General features: G+C 41.8%; 11 protein-coding genes and 1 pseudogene. 9 read left to right on the top strand and 3 right to left on the bottom strand.

From position 1 onward, the window contains the following. Nucleotides 1-201 precede the first annotated feature (201 nt). From D0T85_RS04730 to D0T85_RS04690, 9 genes and pseudogenes are all read left to right on the top strand, one after another. Nucleotides 202-2,229 (top strand): alpha-galactosidase, encoded by a 2,028-nt coding sequence (locus D0T85_RS04730; protein ID WP_163210737.1) that lies wholly within the window; start codon nt 202-204, stop codon nt 2,227-2,229. A gap of 271 nt (nt 2,230-2,500) precedes the next feature. After that, nucleotides 2,501-5,542, top strand: coding sequence for a TonB-dependent receptor (locus tag D0T85_RS04725; RefSeq protein WP_163210735.1), 3,042 nt, complete (start codon nt 2,501-2,503; stop codon nt 5,540-5,542). Nucleotides 5,543-5,601: 59 nt separating this feature from the next. Continuing rightward, nucleotides 5,602-7,149 (top strand): RagB/SusD family nutrient uptake outer membrane protein, encoded by a 1,548-nt coding sequence (locus tag D0T85_RS04720; RefSeq protein WP_163210733.1) that lies wholly within the window; start codon nt 5,602-5,604, stop codon nt 7,147-7,149. 130 nt (nt 7,150-7,279) lie between these two features. Further along, nucleotides 7,280-9,556: a glycoside hydrolase family 3 N-terminal domain-containing protein gene (locus D0T85_RS04715; protein WP_163210731.1), complete on the top strand. Its 2,277-nt coding sequence runs from the start codon at nt 7,280-7,282 to the stop codon at nt 9,554-9,556. Between the two features lie 24 nt (nt 9,557-9,580). Further along, nucleotides 9,581-12,474: pseudogene (locus D0T85_RS04710) on the top strand (discoidin domain-containing protein). Between the two features lie 12 nt (nt 12,475-12,486). Continuing rightward, complete coding sequence (locus tag D0T85_RS04705; RefSeq protein WP_163210729.1) at nt 12,487-14,631, top strand: alpha-galactosidase; 2,145 nt, start codon at nt 12,487-12,489, stop codon at nt 14,629-14,631. A 509-nt stretch (nt 14,632-15,140) separates the two neighbouring features. Next, nucleotides 15,141-18,038, top strand: coding sequence for a DEAD/DEAH box helicase (locus D0T85_RS04700; RefSeq protein WP_163210727.1), 2,898 nt, complete (start codon nt 15,141-15,143; stop codon nt 18,036-18,038). Nucleotides 18,039-18,218: 180 nt separating this feature from the next. Then, nucleotides 18,219-19,697, top strand: coding sequence for a cysteine--tRNA ligase (gene cysS, locus D0T85_RS04695; RefSeq protein ID WP_163210725.1), 1,479 nt, complete (start codon nt 18,219-18,221; stop codon nt 19,695-19,697). A gap of 96 nt (nt 19,698-19,793) precedes the next feature. After that, the gene (locus tag D0T85_RS04690; RefSeq protein ID WP_163210723.1) at nt 19,794-20,198 is read left to right on the top strand and encodes a PaaI family thioesterase; all 405 of its coding nucleotides are present in this window, start codon (nt 19,794-19,796) and stop codon (nt 20,196-20,198) included. Between the two features lie 126 nt (nt 20,199-20,324). Here the strand turns inward: D0T85_RS04690 and D0T85_RS04685 are convergent, their stop codons facing one another. The 3 genes from D0T85_RS04685 to D0T85_RS04675 all read right to left on the bottom strand — a co-directional run bounded on the left by D0T85_RS04685 (nt 20,325) and on the right by D0T85_RS04675 (nt 24,195). Further along, entirely contained in the window at nt 20,325-22,238 is a 1,914-nt protein-coding gene (locus D0T85_RS04685; protein WP_163210721.1) for an Ig-like domain-containing protein, read from the bottom strand. Between the two features lie 122 nt (nt 22,239-22,360). Then, on the bottom strand, nt 22,361-23,011 hold the full coding sequence (locus D0T85_RS04680) for a carbohydrate-binding family 9-like protein (RefSeq protein ID WP_163210785.1): 651 nt from the start codon (nt 23,009-23,011) through the stop codon (nt 22,361-22,363). 101 nt (nt 23,012-23,112) lie between these two features. Next, entirely contained in the window at nt 23,113-24,195 is a 1,083-nt protein-coding gene (locus tag D0T85_RS04675; protein ID WP_163210719.1) for a phosphotransferase enzyme family protein, read from the bottom strand. Nucleotides 24,196-24,365 lie beyond the last annotated feature (170 nt).

Raw genomic sequence — 24,365 nt, 5'->3', positions numbered from 1 at the left:
ACAAAGTATTGTCAGTGTTGTCAGTGCCATAAACTTGGCACCCTGTAACATTTGCACAATCCCCTATAACATTTGCACAAAACCCTCACTCTATTGGTAACATTCCTCAAATGTTATATTTAATTCAGCGCATCTTTTCCTCCTGATTGTTCTCCACCATCTATCTTCGCCGAAGTTTCTACAGATGAAAAACAAGCTATCATGAAAAACAAATCAGGAACAAAAACCTTATTGCAAACCATATTCATAGTTGCAGGAATCTCCATTTACCTTTCCGCATGTAGTTCGCCAGCCGAAGAACTGCATACCGATGAATGGCATATCTTTTATAACAACGAAACAAAAGGTATAGATATTAAAAAAGGAGAAAAACTCATCTGCAATAATATGTATGCCTCATACAAATCATCAGGTAAAACCATAACAAGTCTGGACTATCTGCACCATGAAATAAACATCGAGAAAATGGTCGATTCCATCGGTAAAGGAACCTGTATGAAGATAACCTATACAGACCAGGAACTCCCCACCCTTACACAGTATATCTATACCTATCCTCAAAAAGAATATATCCTAACCGAGTTTACACTGGAAAGCGCCGGTGGAATATCATCTAACTATATGGCTCCGGTTAATATAGATAAGATGCCCGTTATACTGGATAAGAGCAAGAGTAACCGCGCCCTGTTTATTCCTTTTGATAACGATAAGTGGATAAGATACAGTTCGAATCCCCTTAACTTCGATAAACTGGTTAGTTATGAAGTAACAGCTGTATTCAACAATAACGACCATCGCGGACTTGTGGTTGGCTCGGTTGAACACGATAACTGGAAAACCGCCGTAACAATAGGTAAAGGTGATAGATATAATATCGGTTCATTGGTATGCTTTGGTGGTGCTGCCGACGAACAAACACGCGATAACAAATCTCATGGTACTCTTACTGGCATCAGTATTAAGTCGCCGAAAATATTAATTGGGTTTTTCGGTAACTGGTGTAACGGTATGGAGGAATATGGCCGGGTGAATGCTGCGATAGCACCACCTAAAGTCTGGACAAAAGCAGTACCTTTCGGCTGGAATAGTTGGGGGGTATTGCAGTTCGGACTTACCGGAACCAAAGCCGTTGAGGTATCTAATTACATAAAAGAACACCTGCAAAATAAAGATTTTGTAAATGCCGATAATACACTCTATATAGGTCTTGACTCGGGCTGGAACAGCTTTACTGAAGATGAGTTGCGTACCTTCGTAAACACCTGTCGCACCAACGGGCAGGTTCCCGGTGCATACTGGACACCTTTTACCGATTGGAGCCGCGATCCCGAACGCCAAGTAGATGACGCCCCCGGATACCACAACAAAGATATATACCTCTATGCCAACGGCAAACCACAGGAACTGGACGGAGCATACTCCATAGACCCAACACATCCGGCCATTGAAGAAAGAATGCGCCGGGTGTCCATCTACCTCCGTAACCTGGGATTTGAATACATTAAGATGGACTTTATGACGCATGGCGCCATGGAAGCCGATAAATGGTACAACCCCGCCATAACTACAGGCATGCAAGCTTATAACTATGGCATGCAACTACTTAACAAATACTTTGCCGGTATGTATATTAACCTGTCCATTTCGCCGGTGTTTCCTGCTCAATATGCACATTCGCGCCGCATAGCTTGCGATGCCTGGAATAAGATTAAAGATACCGAATACACCTTGAATGCTTTATCTTATGGCTGGTGGCAAAATTACATCTATTCGTATAATGATGCCGATCATATTGTTTTGAAAGACGCCACCGAGGGCGAGAACCGCGCACGTATTACTTCGGCCATCATAACCGGACTTTATATTCTGGGAGATGATTACAGCAACGCAGGGAGTGGGGAAGGCAAAGCCCGGTCGGAGAAGTTCCTTACCAACAAAGCTATAAACTCCATTGCCAACGGAAAATCTTTCCGTCCTGTAGAAGGTAGCGGCGAAGAGTCCGAAAATAAGTTTGTGCGGATTGAAGAAGATGGTACATGCTATTGCGCAGTATTTAATTATACAGATAAAGAACAGAAAGTAACTATTGTAATGGAACGCCTGGGGCTTGATGGGGAACAGAAATACCAGATAAAAGAGTTGTGGCGGCGTACGGAAACATCCGCAAAGCGGCAAATGGATATTGTTGTGCCGGCGCAGGATGTAATGCTTTTGAAAATTGAGGAATAAATGCTTTTAAAAAAGAACAATGAGTTCTGATATATTTTGATACGCAAAGAGGCCAACGGCCTCATCACAATAGCGTAGGGCAAAGCCCTACGTAGGTATTAGTAGTGTATTGTGACCCCAACGGGGTCAACGCAAATTGTTTAAATGAGTTGACCCCGTTGGGGTCACAATACATGATGATCCGTTTACGTAGGGCTTTGCCCTACACTATTGAGCAAAGGCCGTTGGCCTTTAGATAGAATAACTCACTTTAACTTTAATATAATGTAGTATGAAAAAAGTAAAGCTTTTAACTTTAATGATGCTTATATTCTGGAGTTACGGCCTCTCCGCCCAGAATATAACAGTAACAGGTACACTAACCGATGCAGCCACATCCGAAACGATGATTGGAGGTAATGTGCAGGTGAAAGGTACATCTAACGGAACCATAACCGATCTTAACGGGCAATACTCCATTACGGTGAGTCCGGATGCAATTCTTGTATTCAGCTATCTTGGCTACATACCTCAAGAGATAAAGGTAAACGGACAACGGGTAATTAACGTAACCATGAAACCCGATTCGGAGCTTCTGGAAGAAGTAGTAGTGGTGGGAGCCTCCTTTAAAAAGAGCGATCTTACCGGAGCTGTAGGTAGCGTAAATGCAAAAACACTTACCGAACGCCCTGTAACCAATGTAACACAAGCATTGCAAGGACGTGTAGCCGGTGTACTAGTGCAAAGCGGAACCCGTCCGGGCGACGATACCTCCATCCGTATACGTGGTATCAATACCATTAATACAGGCACAGACCCGATTTATGTTGTAGATGGTTTGGTTATGGATAACAACTACGCCGGGTTTAATAGTCTTAACATCAATGACGTAGCTTCTATTGAGGTAATGAAAGATGCTTCGGCAACAGCCTTATACGGATCGCGCGGATCGAATGGTGTTGTATTGATAACCACTAAGAAAGGACAAAGAGGAGAAGGTAAGATAACATACGATGGTTGGGTAGGTTTTCAGGAGTTTGCCAATACACCCGAAACACTTAACGGGAAACAACTTTATGAACTCCGACAAACCGCCTACTTCAACGGATACATGATTCAAAACCCAAACAGCAACTGGAATGAGTTTGAAACAGATGTATTAAACGGATCGAACGATGTATTTGTTGACTTTGAACGCGAGTCGTACAAAAATGGAAAGAACTATAACTGGTTGGATCAGGTAACCCGCACTGGTATACAGCAAAGTCATTCGGTGAGCTTCTCGAATGGAACCGATAAAGGTTCGTATTATCTGAGTTTTGGATATTTCGATCTGAAAGGAGTAGTAAAGAATGTAAGTCAAACCCGCTATACAGGTCGTATCAATGCCGATCATCAAATAAAATCGTGGCTTAAAGTAGGTACCAATACATCTTTTACCCGTACAGAAGATGCTATGGTCGATGATTATGTATTCTCTAACGCCCGTAACGGTAACCCCTTGCAACCAATTGATTCTGATTTGGCTTTATTGTCGTATGGAAGTAAAGTAAATGAAGAATTCTTTAATCCTATCAATTCGTTGAAGGTTGATAACGACCGTATAAGGAACCGCTTATTGTCTTCAAACTTCATCAACATTAACCCTCTGAAAGGATTGAATATCCGTTCAACCTTCTCGCTTGATTATGTGGAGCAGGCAACATATAAATACACTCCGAAAGCTATTTACGAATCAACTCGTTATGGAATGGGTGGTGAAGCCAAACACAACAAAGACGGCCGTACTAACTGGCAATGGGACAATACCATTAGTTACGATACCCAAATAAACAACCACAGCATAACCGGATTGGTTGGTACCAGTATGAGCAAAACAAGCCGCGCATATACATACCTGGATACCCGTGGTTTTGCAACCGACGATTTCTCGTACCATAACATTGGTAGTGGATCGGATAAGGAACAGTTAGGTATGGGATCGGACTTTATTACCGAAACACTTGCTGCTTACTTGTTGCGTGTTAACTACAACTATGCACAAAGGTATTACCTTACAGCAACAGCACGTTACGATGGCTCATCTAAATTTGCACGGGGGCATCAATGGGGTATTTTCCCTTCGTTCTCGGCTGCGTGGAATGTTACCGGCGAAAGCTTTATGCAAGATCAAAAAGTGTTTGATATCCTCAAACTACGTGTTGGATACGGTATTGTAGGGAATCAGAATATTGATAATTTTGCTTACCGCAGCCTTTATTATCCATCTATCAAAGACAATCAGGTAGCCTATACCTCTAACGGTCGCCGCGGAACCATTGATATTACCTGGGAAAAACAGAAACAGTTGAATGTGGGTGTTGATATGGCATTCCTGAATAACCGGCTTCGTGCTTCTATCGATGCATTCTATATTAAGAACGACGATTTGTTAATGAAACGTTCGTTACCTACAACATCGGGCTACAGAGAAGCTTTCGAGAATATCGGAGCAATTGAAAATAAAGGTATTGAACTGTCGTTAAACGCTGCTATTATCCAAACAAAAGACCTGCAATGGAACTTCTCCGGAAACATCTCGGCCGATAGAAACAAGGTAACCAAACTGTTTGGAGAATCGGATGTGTTGTATAATGTAAACAGTAATCAGGATGTAGAGAAAGAAGGAAACTTGTTTATTGGCAAATCCCGTAATACCATTTATACATATAAATCGGGTGGTGTGGCACAACTTGCCGATATGGAATGGTTAAGCAAAATCAACTTTAATGGCCGCAATGTGAATCCGGGCGACCTGTATGTTATAGATGCCGATGGTAGCAAAACGATTACCGAGGCCGATAAATATGTGGTAGGCTCTACCGATCCGAAGTTCTATGGAGGTTTCTCTACCGATCTTTCTTACAAAGGTTTTGAATTCAACGCTGTTTTCAATTACTCTTATGGAGCCAAAAAACTGAGTTCGTACTATGAAACGCTGATGAGTAGTGTAGGTACAGGTATTGCCGGCAAAGACCTGCTCAATGCCTGGACACCAGAAAACACAAACACCAATATTCCCAAGGTGATTGGTGGCTACAGTTATCCACGCTTCGGAGTAGGCGATTCGGATTATAGTGTACAGAATGCTTCGTTCCTTCGTTTATCGTCATTAACACTTGCCTACACTTTACCCAAAAAGGTTGCAGATAAGCTATTCCTTGACCGTGTACGGATATATGCTACTGGATCGAACTTGTTCTGCATTACCAACTATGGCGGCTACGATCCTGAAACAGGCGACTGGTATCCACCTACACGCATGTACACTTTTGGTATTAACCTAAGTTTCTAATTGTATCCATTCGCCACGAAGTGGCAACTTAACTTAATGAACACTTACTTAATATTATTATGAAAAGATATACTATAAAAACAATTGCCTGTGCACTGGCTTTCTCCATTGCAGGTACTTCTTGTTCAGACTTTCTGGATCAGGAATCAAAAACAGCAATGACCGAAGAAGCGGTTTTTGCAAAGATCGAAAACATAGAACCTCTTGTTATCGGGCTTTATAACTCACTGATTGAAGTAAAAAAAGGACGTGGTAGCCTGATGTTTAATTTTGGTATCGACGAAACCAAAGGGGGCGAACGCCAACTTTGGGAAAATCCACCATTCCTATACATGGACAGCTATAACGGTTTGATGGCCGGAAACGAAAAACTAGCCGAGCAGTGGTCTAACAGATGGCCTGTAGTAACAGCAGCCGCTAAAGCAATCTATGCCCTAAGCATGACGGAAGAAGAACCGGCCAAAGCAAAGAACCTGTTGGGTGAGGCCAGCTTTATTCGTGGTACATTTACGTACGAACTGGCATTGCTTTGGGGCGAAGTACCCATTATTGATATGGCAAGAGCCAACGAGCTGGGTTATGGCCGCCAACCACTGAAAGATGTTTGGGAGTTTATTATCAATGATTTGGAAGTGGCTGCTAATAATATGCCCGAAACACAAAGCGACAAAAAGCGTGCTACCTGTTGGGCCGGATGGGTGATGTTGGGAAAAGCGTATATGTCGGCTCCGGTAGAAACCGGCCTTCGCGACTTTGACAAAGCAAGAGAGTGCTTTGAGAAAGTAATGCCTAAATTCTCATTGATGCCTTCTTTCTCCGACCTTTGGGATGTTGACCAACCTAATTGTGCCGAGTCAATATTTGAGTTCCAGTTCCGTAAAGGCTGGCCCAACTGTAACCACTGGATGAATGACCTTGGTTCGGGAGCAGCATTCAGAAGCTTTGGATCAATCTGCTGGTTTGCTGGCTGGGACATGATTGTACCTACACCTTATGCTTATTCGGATATAAAAGATGGTGGCGTTTGGGAAGAGGGTGACCAACGAAAAGAGGAGAGCATCCGTTACGATTTTACATACGAAGGAGAACCGGCAAAACCGATGGAAGGCGGATCGGGCGATGAACTGTTGCCACACATAAAGAAGTTCGAAGATATTCGTACCAATGTAGAAGATAGTCAGCCTTGGGAATCGGGTAAGCATTTTGCTTATCTACGTTTGGCCGATGCAATTCTTTGTCATGCCGAATGTTTGAACGAGTTAGGCCACACATCCGAAGCAGTTAACGAAGTTAATGACAAAATCAGAACCCGTGCATGGGGAGGAACACTACCCGAAGAAATGAAGTGGAGTACAAGCATGTCGCAAGATGAGTTCCGCACCAATATTCTGACCGAACGCGTACGCGAACTTTGCTTTGAAGGCTGGCGACGGATAGACCTTATTCGTACAGGCAAGCTTATTGAGTATGCCAAGGAACGTAACCCATCGGTTAAAAAAGCCAATGCTATTCAGGATTATCATGTAAGATACCCGATACCCGATACAGAGATAAAAGAGAATCCGGATATATCGGCAGAGGATCAGAATCCGGGGTACAATAAGTAAAGAGAGGCCAACGGCCTCATTGCAATAGCGTAGGGCAAAGCCCTACGTTTCCAAATATGTTATGCAGGGCTTTGCCCTACGCTATTGGGTAAAGGCCGTTGGCCTTCTAAATAGGAAAACAATTACCATAATGAAAACACTCTCTCTATTAATAATAACCGGACTACCCCTAATCGCTAGCCCGGCTTTTGCTCAAAAAAGCAATATCCCCTTATACAAAGATAAAAACGCACCCATCGAAAAGCGGGTAGACGATCTGTTGAGCCGAATGACGCTTGAAGAGAAGGTATATCAAATGGAAAACAAGCCGGCAGGAAAAAAGGATGAAATAGAAAAGATATTCCAAGGCAATAGCTACGGCTGTACCCATGAGATGGGAATGACTGCCCGGGAATGTGCCGAAATGTACTACAACCTTCAGAAGTATATGCTCAATAATACCCGTCTGGGTATTCCTCTTATAACCGCTGCCGAAGGTATTCAGGGTGTTTTGCAAAATGAATGCACCCTTTTTCCTCATGCTATAGCACAAGGAAGTACATTCAATCTTGCACTGATACAACGAATGACGGAGGCTGCCGGAGAAGAAGCCCGCGTTATTGGAATACGTCAGGTACTTTCTCCCGTACTGGATATTACGCGCGAACTTCGTTGGGGACGTGTAGAAGAAACTTTTGGTGAAGATCCTTTCCTGATAGCCGAAATGGGTATTCATTTCGTAAAAGGATATCACAAACAAGGCGTTGCCTGTATGCCCAAGCACTTTGTGGCACATGGAACCCCTGTTGGCGGATTAAACTGTGCCCATGTAAGTGGTGGAGAAAGAGAATTGCAAAGTCTTTACCTGTATCCATTCAGACGGGTTATCAAAGAAACAAACCCACAAGCTTTAATGAGTGCCTACAGTGCCTACGATGGAGTGGCAACTGCGGGCTCATCTTATTACATGACCGATATATTGCGGGGAGAACTGGGCTTTAACGGATATGTATATTCCGATTGGGGTTCTGTTGAACGCCTGAAATCATTCCATTATGCCACAGACACAGATGCCGGAGCGGCGCAAATGTCGGTTGAAGCAGGAGTTGATCTAAATGTAGGTTGGTCGTACAGCCTTCTACCCGAACAAGTGAAAAACGGAAAGATGGATATTAAATATATTGATCAGGCAGTACGCAGGATACTAACAGTTAAGTTTGCCCTTGGCCTGTTCGATAATCCCTCTGATGCCAAACCTGAGAAGGTGGATAAAGTGGTTCGTAATGCAGAAAAGGTAGCTCTGGCAAAAGAAATAGCAGACGAGAGTGCCGTTTTATTGGAGAATAAAAACAATATACTGCCTTTGAATCTCTCTAAATACAAAACAATTGCGGTAGTGGGCCCCAACAGTAATCAAACAGTTTTCGGAGATTATGCGTGGACCACAAGCGATACCAAAGAAGGGGTTACCTTGTTACAAGGACTTCATAATGCTATTGGTAACAAAGCTTCGTTACTTCATGCCGAAGGTTGCGACTGGTGGAGTCAGGACAGTAGCGGTATTGAGGAAGCGGTAAATCTGGTTAAGAAAAGTGATGTGGCCATTGTTGCCGTAGGAACACGAAGTACTTATCTTGGCCGTTCGCCCAATAAATCAACAGCAGGCGAAGGTTTCGACCTCTCATCGCTCGACTTACCCGGCAAGCAACAACAACTATTAGAAGCCATTAAAGCAACAGGCAAACCACTTATTGTTGTCTTGATTTCCGGTAAACCAATGGTTCTGTCGTGGGCAAAAGAGAATGCAGATGCCATATTGTTACAATGGTATGCAGGCGAACAACAAGGAAACTCTGTAGCCGATATTCTTACCGGGAAAGTAAACCCTTCCGGACGGTTGAATGTATCATTTCCACGGAGCACCGGTAATACTCCATGCTTCTACAACTATTATCCAACTGACCGCGAGCAACAATTCGATAGTGGCGGCTCGTTAGAAGACCCTAAAGGACACTACATCTTCGAAAAACCTTACGCCTTGTGGAACTTTGGTTATGGCCTCAGCTACACCAATTACAACTATGTAGATTGTAGACTTAATGATTCGGTATTTCATGAAAATGACAAGATTATTGCTACCGTTAAAGTAGAGAATACAGGTAACATGGATGGAAAGGAAGTTATACAACTCTATGTGAAAGATAAAATCAGTTCGGTAGCTACTCCCGTTCAACAACTGAAAGCATTTAAAAAGGAATTGATCAAAGCAGGCAAACAAGTTGAAATACAACTTGAAGTGCCTATAGCCGAACTAGCCCTTTATGATGCACGAATGAATAGGGTAGTGGAACCGGGTGAATTTGAAATACAAATCGGAAGTTCATCGGATCGGATTGCTTTCAAGAAGACGATTACGGTAAATAAATAATTCGCATAAATTAAACATTCATCAATGAACAAAAAACTTAAACTTTTTCTTGCTGCCTTAGCTGTAACAGGCTATGCAACGGCCACCGAAACAGATTATGTATATCTGCACAGTGATAACCCGGCAGTAAAATGGGAGGTTGCTCCTCAGTCCGACACATCCTCATGGATAAGTGCAGTTGTACCGGGAACCGTATTTAACTCTTACGTAGTAGCCGGACTTGAGAAAGACCCTAACTTCGGTGATAATATTCATCAGGTAGACCGCAGTAAATACGACCGCAGCTTCTGGTATCGGGCAGAGTTTGCTGTGCCTGATAACTTCAACAAAGAATTAATCTGGCTCAACTTCAATGGTGTAAACCGCAAAGCAGATATTTACCTCAATGACCAGCCACTCGGCACATTGGACGGATTTATGCACCGCGGACGCTTTAATGTAACCAACATCATTAAAAAAACGGGAAAGAACATCCTGACTGTATTAGTACATATACCACAAAAGCCTCTAGCCAATCAGGGAAGTCCCAATTATCTATCAAGTGGAGGCTGGGACTGGATGCCGTATGTACCCGGACTCAACAGTGGTATTACCGATAAAGTGTATCTCTCCAATACCGGACAGGTAACCATGATTGATCCATGGATACGTACCGACCTTCCCTCGCATGCCCGTGCCGATCTGTCTGTGCAGTTAGAGGTAAAAAACAATGCACCTCAATCCGGTAAGGCAATAGTGAAAGGTACAGTTATGCCCGGTAACATTACATTTACTCAGGAAGTAGATATTGATGGCAACTCTACCAAACTTGTAAAGTTCGATAAACGCTTCTTTCCGCAATTGGGTATCAATTCTCCCAAGCTTTGGTGGCCTAACGGCTATGGTGACCCTAACCTTTATACTTGTACCTTCGAAGTAACAGTTAACGGTCAGGTATCCGAAACCCGCGATGTAAAGTTCGGTATCAAAAAGTACACGTACGACAAAGAAGGCAATACCTTCCACATACATATTAACGGAGTACCTGTATTTATTAAAGGTGCCAACTGGGGAATGTCCGAGTATATGTTACGTTGCCGTGGACAAGAGTACGATACTAAAATTCGTCTTCATAAAGAAATGAACCTCAATATGATCCGCAATTGGCTGGGTTCAACTACCGATGATGAGTTTTACGAAGCCTGCGACAAGTACGGTATTATGGTGTGGGATGATTTCTGGATTAACTCTAACCCCAACCTTCCATACGACCTGAATGTATTTAACAATAACATGATGGAAAAGATTAAGCGAGTGCGCAACCACCCAAGTATTGCAGTATGGTGCGGCGATAACGAATCGAACCCGCAACCACCGCTGGAAGGCTGGATGGCCGAAAATATCAAAACCTTTGATGGAGGCGACCGTTACTTTCAGGCAAACTCACATGCCGACGGACTAACAGGCAGTGGCCCTTGGGGAGCTTTTGAAGCCCGCCATTATTTCACTAAATACCCCGACGGACTGGAAGGTGATCCGGCTCGCGGTTGGGGCTTCCGTACCGAGATAGGTACCGCAGTAGTACTTTCGAAAGTTTCAGGAAGTTTATGCCACAGGAAAACTGGTGGCCCCGTGATGATATGTGGAACCTACACTACTTTGGTCCTTCCGCATTCAATGCTGCCCCCGATCGGTATGCAGCTTCTATAACTAAAGGCTACGGTGAACCAACCAATGCTGAGGACTTCTGCCGGAAAGCACAATTCATCAACATCGAATCCAACAAAGCAATGTACGAAGGTTGGCTGGATCGTATGTGGGAAGATGCTTCCGGAATAATGACCTGGATGGGACAATCGGCTTATCCTTCTATGGTATGGCAAACGTATGATTACTATTACGATCTTACCGGTGCATACTGGGGAGTTAAATCGGCCTGCGAACCTGTACACATTCTTTGGAATCCGGTAACAGACGTTGTAAAGGTGGCAAATACAACTGCAACAAACCTGAGTGGTTTGCAAGCCGAAGTAACTATTTATAATCTTGATGGCAAGATTGTTCCGGCTTACAGTAAAACTGTAAGCATGGATTCGCCTTCTAACAGTATAACAGATTGCTTTGCGATTGACTTTAATAAAGAACGCAAAAACCTATCTTTGAATAAACCCGCTTATGCATCATCTACCACCCACGGCGATGCCTCGTTAGTGACCGATGGCAAGAGTGATACACGTTGGGCAGCCGCTGTTGCCGATAATGAATGGGTATATGTTGATTTGGGTAGTGTTCAACCTGTAGGCGGTGTACGTTTGGATTGGGAAGCATCTTATGGCAAAGCATATAAGATACAGATATCTAATGATGCCCAAAACTGGAAAGAAGTGTATAAAACAGACGAAGGCATTGGCGGTCCGGAAGAAATAACCTTTCCCGAAGTAGATGCCCGTTATGTACGTATGTTCGGAATTGAGCGCGGTTGGTGGTTCGGCTATTCGTTATGGAGCTTTGATGTACTTAGCGGTACTCAACCAAGCAAAGAACTATCTGATGTTCACTTCATCCGCCTGAAACTGAAAGACAGTACAGGAAAAGTAATTTCAGAGAATAACTACTGGCGGGGTAACGACCGTTTAGATTTCACCGCATTAAATTCTTTGCCCAAAGCCGATCTTAAAGTATCATCCAAACTAGTGAAGAATGCAGGTAAAGCAGAGATACAGGCAACCATTACTCATCCCAAAACAGCTAAAGGGGTAGCTTTTGCAATACATGTTCAAGCCGTGCGCACCAGCGATGGCGAACGTATTCTGCCTGCTATAGTGAATGATGACTATTTTACCCTGATGCCAGGTGAAAGCAAAAATGTTTCTATTTCTTTTGATGAAGCTTTGCTGAATGGTGGGTCGTATAAGTTGGTGGTAACGCCTTATAACTAAAACCAAAAACAAATGAGAAAAATACCCTTATTCCTCTTCCTGTTATTTACTTGTATAATACAAGCAAATAACCCCATTATTAAAATAAATACCGGCGAGGTATCCCTTATCTACAAAGTAGCCGATAACGGCCGCCTATACCAAAGCTATTTGGGAAAACGCCTGAACATGGATAGCGATATCGCCTTGTTACCAACAGGTGGCGAAGCGTACATTACCCACGGCATGGAAGATTACTTTGAACCAGCCATCCATATATTGCACAACGACGGCAACTCGTCTTTATTACTCAAATACGTATCGCATAACACCAAACTGTTATCACCGGGAGTAGAAGAAACCGTTATTACTTTGCAGGACGATAAATACCCTGTAACAGTAAAGCTATTCTATGTGGCCTATACAAAAGAGAATATCATTAAAACCTATACCGAGATAAGCCATAAAGAAAAGAAGGCAGTAACAATGCATAAATATGCTTCGTCGATGTTGCACCTTAATCGGGGTAAATACTTCCTCACGGAGTTTGCAGGCGACTGGGCCCATGAAGCCAATGTAACCGAATTACCTTTAGAGTTTGGAAAGAAAACACTGGACTCTAAGCTGGGCAGCCGTGCCAATATGTTCTGTTCTCCTTTCTTTCAACTTTCGCTGGATGATAAGTCGGCAGAGAATACAGGTGAAATATTGGTAGGTACATTGGGATGGACAGGTAACTTTTATTTCACTTTCGAGATAGACAATAAAAACGATTTGCGTATACTATCCGGTATTAATCCGTATGCTTCCGAGTATCAATTGCAGCCGAATGAAATTTTCCGTACTCCCGATTTTTACTTTACCTACAGTCTTACAGGAAAAGGACAGGCTAGCCGTAACTTCCACAACTGGGCTCGTAACCATCAGCTAAAAGATGGAGATAAAACCCGAATGACTTTACTGAATAACTGGGAAGCTACTTATTTCGACTTTGATGAAGAGCGATTAGTTGGCTTAATGGATGACGCAGTAAAACTAGGTGTAGATATGTTCTTGCTGGATGATGGCTGGTTTGCCAATAAATATCCCCGCAGCAGTGACCATCAGGGATTGGGCGACTGGGACGAAACAGCTGATAAACTTCCACATGGTGTTGGACATCTGGTAAGTGAAGCCCAGAAGAAAGGTATTAAATTTGGCATTTGGATTGAGCCCGAAATGGTAAATCCCAAAAGCGAACTCTACGAAAAGCATAAAGACTGGGTAATCCATCTGTCTAATCGCGACGAATATTATTTCCGTAATCAGTTAGTGCTCGATTTGAGCAATCCGGCTGTGCAGGATTTTGTGTTTGGTGTAGTAGATAACCTGATGACCAAATATCCCGGAATTGCTTTCTTTAAATGGGATTGCAACAGCCCGATTACCAATATTTATTCTCCTTACCTGAAAGGTAAACAGTCTCATCTCTATATTGATTACGTTCGTGGATTGTACAAAGTGCTCGACCGGATAAAGCAAAAATACCCAGATCTTCCTATGATGCTTTGCTCGGGTGGGGGAGGCCGTTCGGACTATGAGGCATTAAAGTACTTCACTGAGTTCTGGCCTAGTGACAATACCGACCCAATTGAACGTTTGTTTATTCAGTGGGGCTATTCGCAGATATTTCCGGCCAAAACCTTGTGTGCACATGTTACTACCTGGAACAAAAACGCAAGCATAAAGTTTCGCACAGATGTTGCCATGATGGGTAAGTTGGGTTTCGACATCAAACTAGCAGAAATGAATGAGAATGAACAGAAGTTCTGCCACCAGGCCGTGGATAACTACAACCGGTTAAAACCTGCTGTTCTGGAAGGTGATCTCTACCGTCTCGTTTCTCCTTATGATGGTAATCATACTTCTTCCATGTATGTTGCTAAAGACGGAAACGCAGTAGTGTTTGCTTTTGATATTTATCCACGCTATGGTGAGAAATTACTTCCGGTGCGTTTGCAAGGATTGGATAAAGATAAAAAGTACCGTGTAAAGGAGATAAATCTGATGCCCGGTGCAGGTTCGTCACTGAATGGAAACGATAAGGTTTATTCCGGCGAATACTTGATGAGTGTAGGACTGGAACTGTTTTCAACGCAGATATTGAATAGTCGTGTGATTCAGGTGGTTGCTGATTAGAACTAAAAGGCTGTTAACTTTTGTATATTATTAACTCTTGGTTTTCTTATAACCATTCACTGCAACTGTTTTTTCAGCCCTATCAGCATACTTCTCTGTAGTTCTCCTCAGAAAAGTCTGTAGTTCTCTTCGGAAAGCTCTGTAGCTTTCTTTGGAAAACTCTGTAGTTCGCCAAAGAAAACTCTGTAGTTTTACAAAAACAAAATACGGGAATGAGAGTAATTTCAAACTACTAACATTCCCGTATTATATTTGCTATCTTAGCTATGCCGAAGATACAAAAAAACGGTGATATATGCAAATACGTATTAACATCTGGAAACTCTTTTCACTAATCAGATGTTTAAAATCTCACTCAATAAGATATTCATTTATATTTCTTTCTTCTGCACTGAAGTATCAGATACACATATTTATCTACAAACGTAGAAAAAAATAACGAATTGCACCAGTTTCATAAAGGATTTTGCCTTGTTTTTAGTTAAGTTTGCAGGTTAAAAGAAATTTAGATGAAAGATATATCTCCTCAAACTAAAATAGTTATAGTACTTGTTCAGCATCCGGTTTTTGGTCCGCTACTAATACCATATACAGCTCAGGATATGCCAGATGGTACAGTACAGCTACTTGAACAGGCATTTCATTTATCAGCAGAACTAAAGCAACAGCTCAACGAGGTTGCTAAAACAGCTATAGAAATAGCTTCACGCTATTCCGAGAAGCACCTGATGACTGTTTATTCGCGCGAAAAGAATGTGAATACTTTTCTGAAAAAACTAACAGAAGAAACACTAAAGAAAACCATCCGCCCTTTTATTGAAAAAAAACTGGCCGAAATGGTTGATCTTATTCGAAACCACAATCTTCCTCTTTACCAAAATAGTCCCGGAAACAAAATACTCTATCCACACAGTGCCTATAAAATATCTTCCAACTTAACAGAGTCTTCTTTCTATTTTGAGGCAGATGAAGAATGTTTCAGATACAAACTGAATTGTAAACGGGGTGGGGAAGAGGTATCCCTCCTTGATAAAAAACCGGTAACAACAATTGTATTTTCGCCTGCTATAATACTTGCAGGGAATGAGATGCATGTTTTTCATGATATCCAAGCATCGCGTATATTACCTTTCACCAACAAACCTGTTGTTAGTGTAAGTGTTGCTCAGTTAGATAAGTATATAGAGAATATTGTATACCCTATAATGTGTCATCACGAAGTAGAATCTAAAGGCTTGCCTATCATTGAGGAACACAGGGAGTGCGAAGCCATTATAAGTGTAGAAAGCAGCATTTATGGTGCCACATTACAATTGGTCTTTGCTTATGGCAATAAACATTTTTATCCGGGGAAGAAGTTTACACCTAAATATACATTTCTCTGTGATGAAGATGGCAGAAAGGTGATCCGATACTTCTACCGAGATCGGCAAAAGGAAGAAATAATAGCCAATAAACTAAAGAATAATGGGCTACAGTTATTGAATGATTCGTTTTATAAACTCTCCGAGGAAACACCCTTCCGTGATATTACTGAGTGGATAAGCAATAATAAAAATCTTTTTGGAGATGATATCCGGTTAATGAATATAGATAAAGGAGCCAATTACTGTTTGGATGAAGCAACCATTGAACAGAGTGTTACAGAAACCAACGACTGGTTTGAACTGCATATTACAGTAGTAATCGGTAATTACCACATTCCGTTTATCCGTTTCAGGAAAAACATTCTTCAAGGTAACAGAGAATATACATTGCCCGATGGAAAGATTGTTCTTCTTCCGGAAGAATGGTTCAGAGAATATACCGACATGCTGGAATTAAGCGAAGAAGATACTTCTGCCATTAAGCTGAAACGTTCTTATGTTGGGGTGATTCAAAACATCTTCAAAAAAGATCAGCGTAAGAAAACCGGTTATCAGGAAAAGGAAAAGGTAAATCCTCCCAAAGAATTGAAAACCCAATTGCGTAGGTATCAAGAAGAAGGATTTAACTGGATGCTCCACCTAAACAGAAATCGCCTTGGAGGATGCCTTGCCGATGATATGGGACTTGGGAAAACCATACAAACCCTGACTGTATTGCAACATGTTTATTCGGGACAGAACATTCCGGACTTTAGAAGCAGTGAGCCGGGGCAACTATCTTTGTTTGGTAACAATGAACTTGTATCAAGATTAAATGCATCTTTAATTGTAGTTCCTACCTCGCTTATTCATAACTGGCGGAGGGAGGCAGCCAAGTTTACCAAACTCACTGTTTATGAATACACTGGTTCCAATCAGCTGAAAGGAACTTCTATGGAACAATTATTTAATCGTTCCAATCTGATACTGACCAGCTACGGCATTATGCGCAACAATATTGAAGAATTGGCAAAGTATTCTTTCGAATATATTGTTTTGGACGAGAGCCAGAATATTAAAAACAGCGATTCGCAAACATTTAAAGCAGCAATCAGGCTTCGGGGAAATCACAAACTGGTTCTTACAGGTACTCCTATCGAAAACTCATTGAAAGATTTATGGTCGCAATTCCATTTCATTCAGCCGGATTTGTTTGGCTCGGAAAGTGATTATAACAAGCAATATATCAATCCGATAAAGCAGAATAACCAACAGGTAGAGAATAAACTGCAAAAACTAATCTCTCCTTTTATTCTGCGCCGAAGCAAACAGGAAGTAGCGCCTGAATTACCTTCGCTAACAGAGGAGGTGATTTATTGCGATATGACAGAACAACAAAACGAGATTTACCAGAAAGAGAAGAATGGCTTGAGAAACCTGCTTCTACAGCAACAAACAGAAAAGGTAAATCACAACAACCTCATTGTATTGAATGGTATAATGCAACTGCGCCAGTTGGCTTCCCATCCCCGAATGGTTCAGCAAGACTTTACCGGTTCGTCGGGTAAACTGGAAGAAATTATAACTATGTATGCAACCTTACATAGTGAGGGCCATAAAGTGCTTATTTTTTCTTCGTTTGTAAAACATCTGGAAATCATTGCCGAAGCGTTTAATAAACAGGGATGGAAATATGCGATATTAACTGGTGCCACTTCAAACCGTGAACAGGAGATCAGCAGATTCATTAACAACAATGATATTGGCGCCTTTTTTATTTCGCTGAAAGCCGGAGGGGTAGGACTGAACCTAACACAAGCCGACTATGTTTTTATTATAGATCCTTGGTGGAACCCAGCTTCGGAAATGCAAGCAATCAGTCGGGCACACCGCATAGGGCAGGATAAGAATGTATTTGCATACCGTTTTATTACCCAAAACAGTATTGAAGAAAAAATTATCCGTTTGCAAGAAGGTAAACGGAAATTATCGGAAACATTCATTGTAGATTCTAATCCGTTTGATACACTTACGGATAAAGAGTGGATGGAGTTGTTGTAGATATTCTTTTTTTTATTTGTAAATCAAATAAATATAGCTACTTTTGACAATTATAAACCACAATTTTAGATTTGTCGAGAAGTGAATAATGGACTAATAAACAGAGTAATAGCCAACTATAAGGCATCTCCCAGAAACTTCCTACATAAATTTTGATCACTCAATAATAACCAAAATGTTATGGAACAGCAACTAACTATTTACAACACGCTAAGTAGAAAGAAAGAAGTATTTGAACCCCTGCATGCCCCCAATGTGGGAATGTATGTTTGTGGGCCAACAGTATACGGCGATGCTCATTTAGGACATGCACGCCCCGCTATTACTTTTGATATCGTTTTCCGTTACCTCACACATATAGGATACAAGGTTCGTTATGTTCGTAATATTACCGATGTAGGTCACCTGGAACATGATGCCGACGAAGGCGAAGATAAGATTGCCAAGAAAGCCCGGCTCGAAGAATTAGAACCAATGGAAGTAGTACAATACTACCTCAACAGATATCGCAATGCAATGAATGCTTTAAATGTATTGCCGCCAAGTATAGAACCACATGCTTCGGGACATATCATTGAGCAGATAAAGCTGGTTGAAGAAATAGTAAAGCATGGTTATGCTTACGAAAGTCAGGGATCGGTTTATTTCGATGTGCCTAAATACAACAAAGAACATCATTACGGAAAACTCTCCGGAAGAAATATAGACGATTTACTTAACACCACCCGCGATCTTGATGGGCAGAGCGAGAAACGTAACCCCAGCGATTTCGCCCTCTGGAAGAAAGCATCGCCCGAGCATATTATGCGCTGGCCTTCTCCCTGGGGAGACGGTTTCCCCGGATGGCACTGCGAATGTACTGCTATGGGGCGCAAGTATCTTGGTGAACATTTCGATATTCATGGTGGTGGTATGGACCTTATATTCCCTCACCACGAATGTGAAATTGCACAATCGGTTGCTTCGCAGGGTGATGATATGGTGCGCTACTGGATGCACAATAACATGATTACTGTGAATGGCACCAAAATGGGTAAGTCGCTAGGTAACTTTATTACACTGGACGAATTTTTCACTGGTACGCATCCGATGCTTACACAGGCCTATAGTTCTATGACCATTCGTTTCTTTATCCTGATGGCTCATTACCGTAGCACTGTTGATTTTAGCAACGAGGCATTGCAAGCATCCGAAAAAGGACTCGCCCGGTTGATGGAAGCTGTAGACCATCTGAATAAAATCGCACCCTCTTCCGAATCGGATGTAGATGTGAAAGGACTTCGTGAGAAATGTTATGCTGCCATGAACGATGATTTGAATACTCCAATCGTTATATCGCATTTGTTTGAAGGTGCAAAAATTATCAATAACATTATCTCGGGTAATAATAAGATCAATGCAGAAGATCTGAATACCTTAAAAGAAACGTTTAACCTGTTTTTATTTGATATCCTTGGTATGAAAGCAGAAAGTGGCGGATCATCAAACAACCGTGAAGAGGCTTACGGAAAGGTTGTTGATATGCTTCTTGAACAACGTATGCAGGCCAAAGCGAATAAAGATTGGGCTACATCCGATAAAATAAGAAATGAACTTACTGCTCTTGGTTTTGAAATAAAGGATACCAAGGATGGTTTTGAGTGGAAACTTACTAAATAATTTTTTGAAACGCAGATTAACGCGGATTAACGCAGATTGGTTTATTAATTATCTGCGTTAATCCGCGTTAATCTGCGTTTCAATAAGGATACCATCATGGATGCAAAAGAATTCTTCAAACTAGACCGATTTGCCACCGAAGCGGGTATTGAACTAATCGACATTAAACCGGGTTATGGCAAAGCCCAGATGATTGTTGAACCTCGCCACCTAAACGCAGGAAACACTACGCAAGGTGGTGCCATCTTTACTCTTGCCGATTTAGCACTGGCGGCCGCAGCTAATTCGCACGGAACATTAGCATTATCTACCACTTCAAATATTACTTTCTTGCGGGGAAGCGGACCCGGAGATACTCTCTTTGCCGAAGCTAAAGAAAGATATATGGGCCGCAAAACAGGACATTATCAGGTAGATGTAACCAACCAGAACAACGAACTGATTGCCACATTCGAAGCCACTGTTTACAGAAAAGACCAGGCTTTGAGTATTGAGTTATGAGTAATGAGTTTTGAGTAATGAGTTTTGAGTAGTGAGTTATGAGTAATGAGTGGTGAGTTTCATGCGGCATCGTTAACTCAATACTCATAACTCACCACTCACTACTCAAAACTCACCACTCAAAACTCAACGCCTGCGCTCTCTGTTTTGCTTCTTCTTTTTATCTTCGTCAGGCTTTTGTTTTTTAAGCTCATCTGGTTTTTGTTTATCCAATGGGCGTGAGGTTAAGTTCCAATCTTGTTCCAGTTCAAATCTCACTTTTAACTCCAGTACCTGCCAATAATAGTAAACCATTTCGGGCTGTAGTTTCTGCTCGTAGTTTCCGGTGTCCCATACACCATTGCCGTTTGTATCTTCTATTAAGCGTGCAGCATACTTTCCGGCAGGAAGGAAATAGAAGTCGGCTTGGTTGTTAGTGACTTTCACTTTTCGTATTACTTTGTCCGAAGTATCGAGAAGTTCTACAAAAGCATTGGGGCCTGCACCAGTAATGTTGAACATAATTGCTCCATAATCTTCCATAGACTTCACCTTAAAGGAATTCTTTTTCTTATCGGTATGCAATCCATAGAGTCCAACGATAGCTAAGGAGTCCATAGAGAACTCATATTCGGTTTCGGGTTCCCATTCACGGTACACATGATATGTTTTAATGTCGACCGAATCTCGTTGGAAAATAAAATCAATATCATTCCACAAGGTATCTACCTTTTGTTTCAGGTGAATGGCATTGGTATCTATATAAGCTGTGGGTTCTTCGAAAGTTAATGTAATATTTCCAAATACATCCATTGAAGAGGGAGCCTGTAAATTAAGATTCAGGAATACTGTGGCAGGTGTTTCTTCTTCATTATCCTTGCCTTTTTTCTTTTTCGAACGTGATTTGCTATCTTCTTCCTCTTCTTTTTTCGAACTCTTCGGTCTTCTTACAGGCAATTTTAATGTATCCGTTTTGGCCACTAACATGTTTAATGTGTCGGTGTACAGATAATCCAGTTGGAATTTTAATGTATCAAGTTTGTAAACCAGTGAGTCTTTTAGCCAATACGTTATACTATCATTGCGGAAAGTTTTCTCAATAATAAAAGCATCTTTCTCATCAAAGTTAAATCCCCGGATTGTAGGTAGTGTATCGGCTTTAGTATTGAAAACCAAGGTGAATTTATGAGGTACAAGGCGTTCGCTTCTTTTTAGGTACTGGTAGTCTGTTGCCTCTTTGAACGAACGCAATAAAATATCATCGGGTAGGTAATGCGAATAGTTACGTTCAATAACGGTATCGATAGTTAAGGAATCTTTCCATACAGTATCCTGGCGAAGACGTTCTTCGAAGTGAGGGATAACTATTGAATCATAGAACGCTATGGCTTCACTCTTCTGACTGAAACGATAGTTTTGGTCAACATCCTGTAACGCAAATATACGATAAGAGCCTGCACCAATACCACGAATCCTGAAGCGTCCGCGACTATCGGTTCTTCCAATACGGTCGAGTGGAAGTGTAGTGAAGGCAGAATCGGCCTGATTGGCATGGAGCCCAACAAGCATACCTTTAATTGGTTCCAGATTGGATGCATTGAGCAATGTACCGGCTACTTCGAGTGTGTCGATCGCTTCGCCGGTAGAGAAAGTAAAGCTGAAATCACCGAGCGGGTTACCTTCGTTGTTATCGGTAATGGCATCGCCAAAGTCTATGGTGTAGGTAGTATTGGGCTTTAGCGAGTCTTTCAGGTTAATCGTTATCCGTTTTCCGCTGGGTTTTATTTCCGGTTGCAAAAGCTGGGGCGGTGCAAAAACCACCTTTTCGCCGGGATTTTCCAGCTTAATGTACTCGTCGAATTCAAGTACAATCCTTGTACGGGTATTATTGGTTGCCCCTGCTACGGGTGTACTACCAATGAAACGTGGAGGTGTTTCATCATATGCACCACCATCCGGATGGCCAATACTGGCACACGAATATACTAATCCCGCAACCGAGGAAATATAAAAAGCGTTGCGAACCAATCGCTTAACGGTATGATTTCTCCATTTTAACATGGTGCAAAAGTAGTAATAATGTGTCAATGTGCCAATGTGCCAATGTGAAAATAAGAAAATATGCCAGTGTATTAATTATCCGCATGGTAATTAGCACATTGGCATATTATCCTATTGGCACATTATTCAAAATGTATCATCCCGAAATACTCCGGCAAATGGAAATTGGGATTCTCAACCCCTATAGGATTCCATGAAACAAAATGTGGTGTTTTCAGTTCATCTCCACATTTGTAGAAGTTTGCGCGGATGTCGCGGCCATCGAGTGATGTTATCTGATGTTTGAAGAATGCACTGTAAGGAATAATAAGAGCCACTTCCCATTCTGTATCTCCAATACGTTCTTCGAAAGGTTCGCGTCCAAGGCTCGACCATCTTTGAATGGTTTCCATTACTTCGGTACCGGCATGCTCGCGGTCGTTTCTGCCGCTGCCTGCACCCAGTAATACAGTACCAATACAGTTACACTCCAGGTTATAATATACATCATCTTTTCCTGGAATCAGGAAGAACTCAACACAAGAGTCTGTCCATACAGATCCGTTATCGTTTCCGTACTTAGCGCGTACGCTAGATTCTTTAACACGATATTGCAACAAAATAGCGTTTTCTGTGTGGGCTATGCGGAATTTTACATCCGGTTTATAAGGATAAGCTTCCCAGTTTACAACGTCAAGAGCTTGGAATGCTACATTTTCTTTATCGAGCAGCGCTGGCACAGTGGCAGCATCTGTTATGGTTTCACTAATCTTTTTTACTTTTAATTCTTTCATATCACTTGATGAATTACATGCACTTAATAAAAAACTTCCGATAAAAACGAATAAAGAAAGCCGGATGCCTTGCTCCAGCCTTCTTCTTTTATTGTAATTGGTTACAAGCATGATATTACAAATTCACTCATTGCCGGAATATTTTCCTCGGCACTCTGAAGCAGTTTGAATTGTGCTTTAGAGCGTACAAGGTTATGTTCCGGATATTTAGTTTTGTAATATGTATCACCATTCAGATAATCGGCCAGGAAGCGAACTGTCTGCATATAAGGGAATAGGGTGGCTGCGTAAGGCAGGTTTTCAATTTCGATTGGGGTAAGGAATGATTTAGCCGATTCCAGATAACCTTTGGCAAATGCCTTGAAAATTTCCATGTTGAAGGTTACGCGGTTAAGGTCTTTATCATCTTCGTCGCCTGTATTGGCAGCCGAACGAAGGAAGTCGCCAAAGTCGGAGAAGATATAACTAGGCATTACAGTATCGAGGTCGATTACACAAAGCACATTTCCTTTATCGTCGAACAACATGTTGTTAACTTTAGTGTCGCAGTGGCAAACACGTTTAGGAAGTTTCCCTTCGCGGTACAAACGCTCGGCTTTGCACATTTCATCGGCACGTTTTTCCAGTTCATCAACATAGTATTGAACCTCTTCCAATCTTCCGGCAGCATTGTTGGCAACGGCTTCGCGCAATTGGCTCAGGCGGAATTCCATGTTGTGGAAGTCGGGAATTGTTTCGCCCAGCTCAACCGGAATGTCGGCAAGCATAGACTGGAAGTTACCAAATGCCACACCTGCGTAGTATGAGTATTCAGGATTTACAATTTCGTACGTAATAGCTTCGGGTATAAATATCATTACCCGCCAATAGTTCTCGCCATCAAAATAGTAATACTTGCCTTCTTTGGTAGGAATAAAGGTCAGAACCTTACGGTCGATATCGTCTGTTCCTTCTTTTTCGAGTTTTTGACGGATGTGCGAAGTTACTGCAAGAATGTTATTTTGCAGCATATCTACATCCTGAAAGATAGCATGATTAATTCGTTGAAGCACATAGTTGGGTTTGCCTGCTTCTGAGTTTTTTACGCGGTAAGAGTCATTTATCAGTCCGCTACCAAGGGGAGAAATCTCACCAATTCCGCCATCAATAGCGAAATGAGATACAATATCCATCATTTTGTTCATAAATGAATGTATTAAGGTTAAAATAATGACAGCAAAAGTAATGTAGTTTATCGGATTCTAAAAGATTATTGGAATAACATTTATTAAAATGAAATTAAAAAGGCTAAGCGTTTCAATTTGAACCAAACAAACCATACGTCGTAAACGTTTATAATCTTTTTTGTACCTTT

The sequence above is a fragment of the Bacteroides sp. 519 genome (assembly GCF_010500955.1).
In the GTDB taxonomy this organism is placed as follows: domain Bacteria; phylum Bacteroidota; class Bacteroidia; order Bacteroidales; family Bacteroidaceae; genus Bacteroides.
The sequence above is the reverse complement of the archived record's forward strand: the minus strand, read 5'-3'. Positions and strand labels throughout refer to the sequence as shown.

What these genes read in the sequence shown, in the direction of transcription:
- D0T85_RS04715 (WP_163210731.1), top strand. Translation starts at nt 7,280, where the DNA reads ATGAAAACACTCTCTCTATTAATAATAACCGGACTACCCCTAATCGCT.
- D0T85_RS04690 (WP_163210723.1), top strand. Translation starts at nt 19,794, where the DNA reads ATGGATGCAAAAGAATTCTTCAAACTAGACCGATTTGCCACCGAAGCG.
- D0T85_RS04680 (WP_163210785.1), bottom strand. Translation starts at nt 23,011, where the DNA reads ATGAAAGAATTAAAAGTAAAAAAGATTAGTGAAACCATAACAGATGCT.
- D0T85_RS04700 (WP_163210727.1), top strand. Translation starts at nt 15,141, where the DNA reads ATGAAAGATATATCTCCTCAAACTAAAATAGTTATAGTACTTGTTCAG.
- D0T85_RS04725 (WP_163210735.1), top strand. Translation starts at nt 2,501, where the DNA reads ATGAAAAAAGTAAAGCTTTTAACTTTAATGATGCTTATATTCTGGAGT.
- D0T85_RS04685 (WP_163210721.1), bottom strand. Translation starts at nt 22,238, where the DNA reads ATGTTAAAATGGAGAAATCATACCGTTAAGCGATTGGTTCGCAACGCT.
- D0T85_RS04720 (WP_163210733.1), top strand. Translation starts at nt 5,602, where the DNA reads ATGAAAAGATATACTATAAAAACAATTGCCTGTGCACTGGCTTTCTCC.
- D0T85_RS04675 (WP_163210719.1), bottom strand. Translation starts at nt 24,195, where the DNA reads ATGAACAAAATGATGGATATTGTATCTCATTTCGCTATTGATGGCGGA.
- D0T85_RS04705 (WP_163210729.1), top strand. Translation starts at nt 12,487, where the DNA reads ATGAGAAAAATACCCTTATTCCTCTTCCTGTTATTTACTTGTATAATA.
- D0T85_RS04730 (WP_163210737.1), top strand. Translation starts at nt 202, where the DNA reads ATGAAAAACAAATCAGGAACAAAAACCTTATTGCAAACCATATTCATA.
- cysS (WP_163210725.1), top strand. Translation starts at nt 18,219, where the DNA reads ATGGAACAGCAACTAACTATTTACAACACGCTAAGTAGAAAGAAAGAA.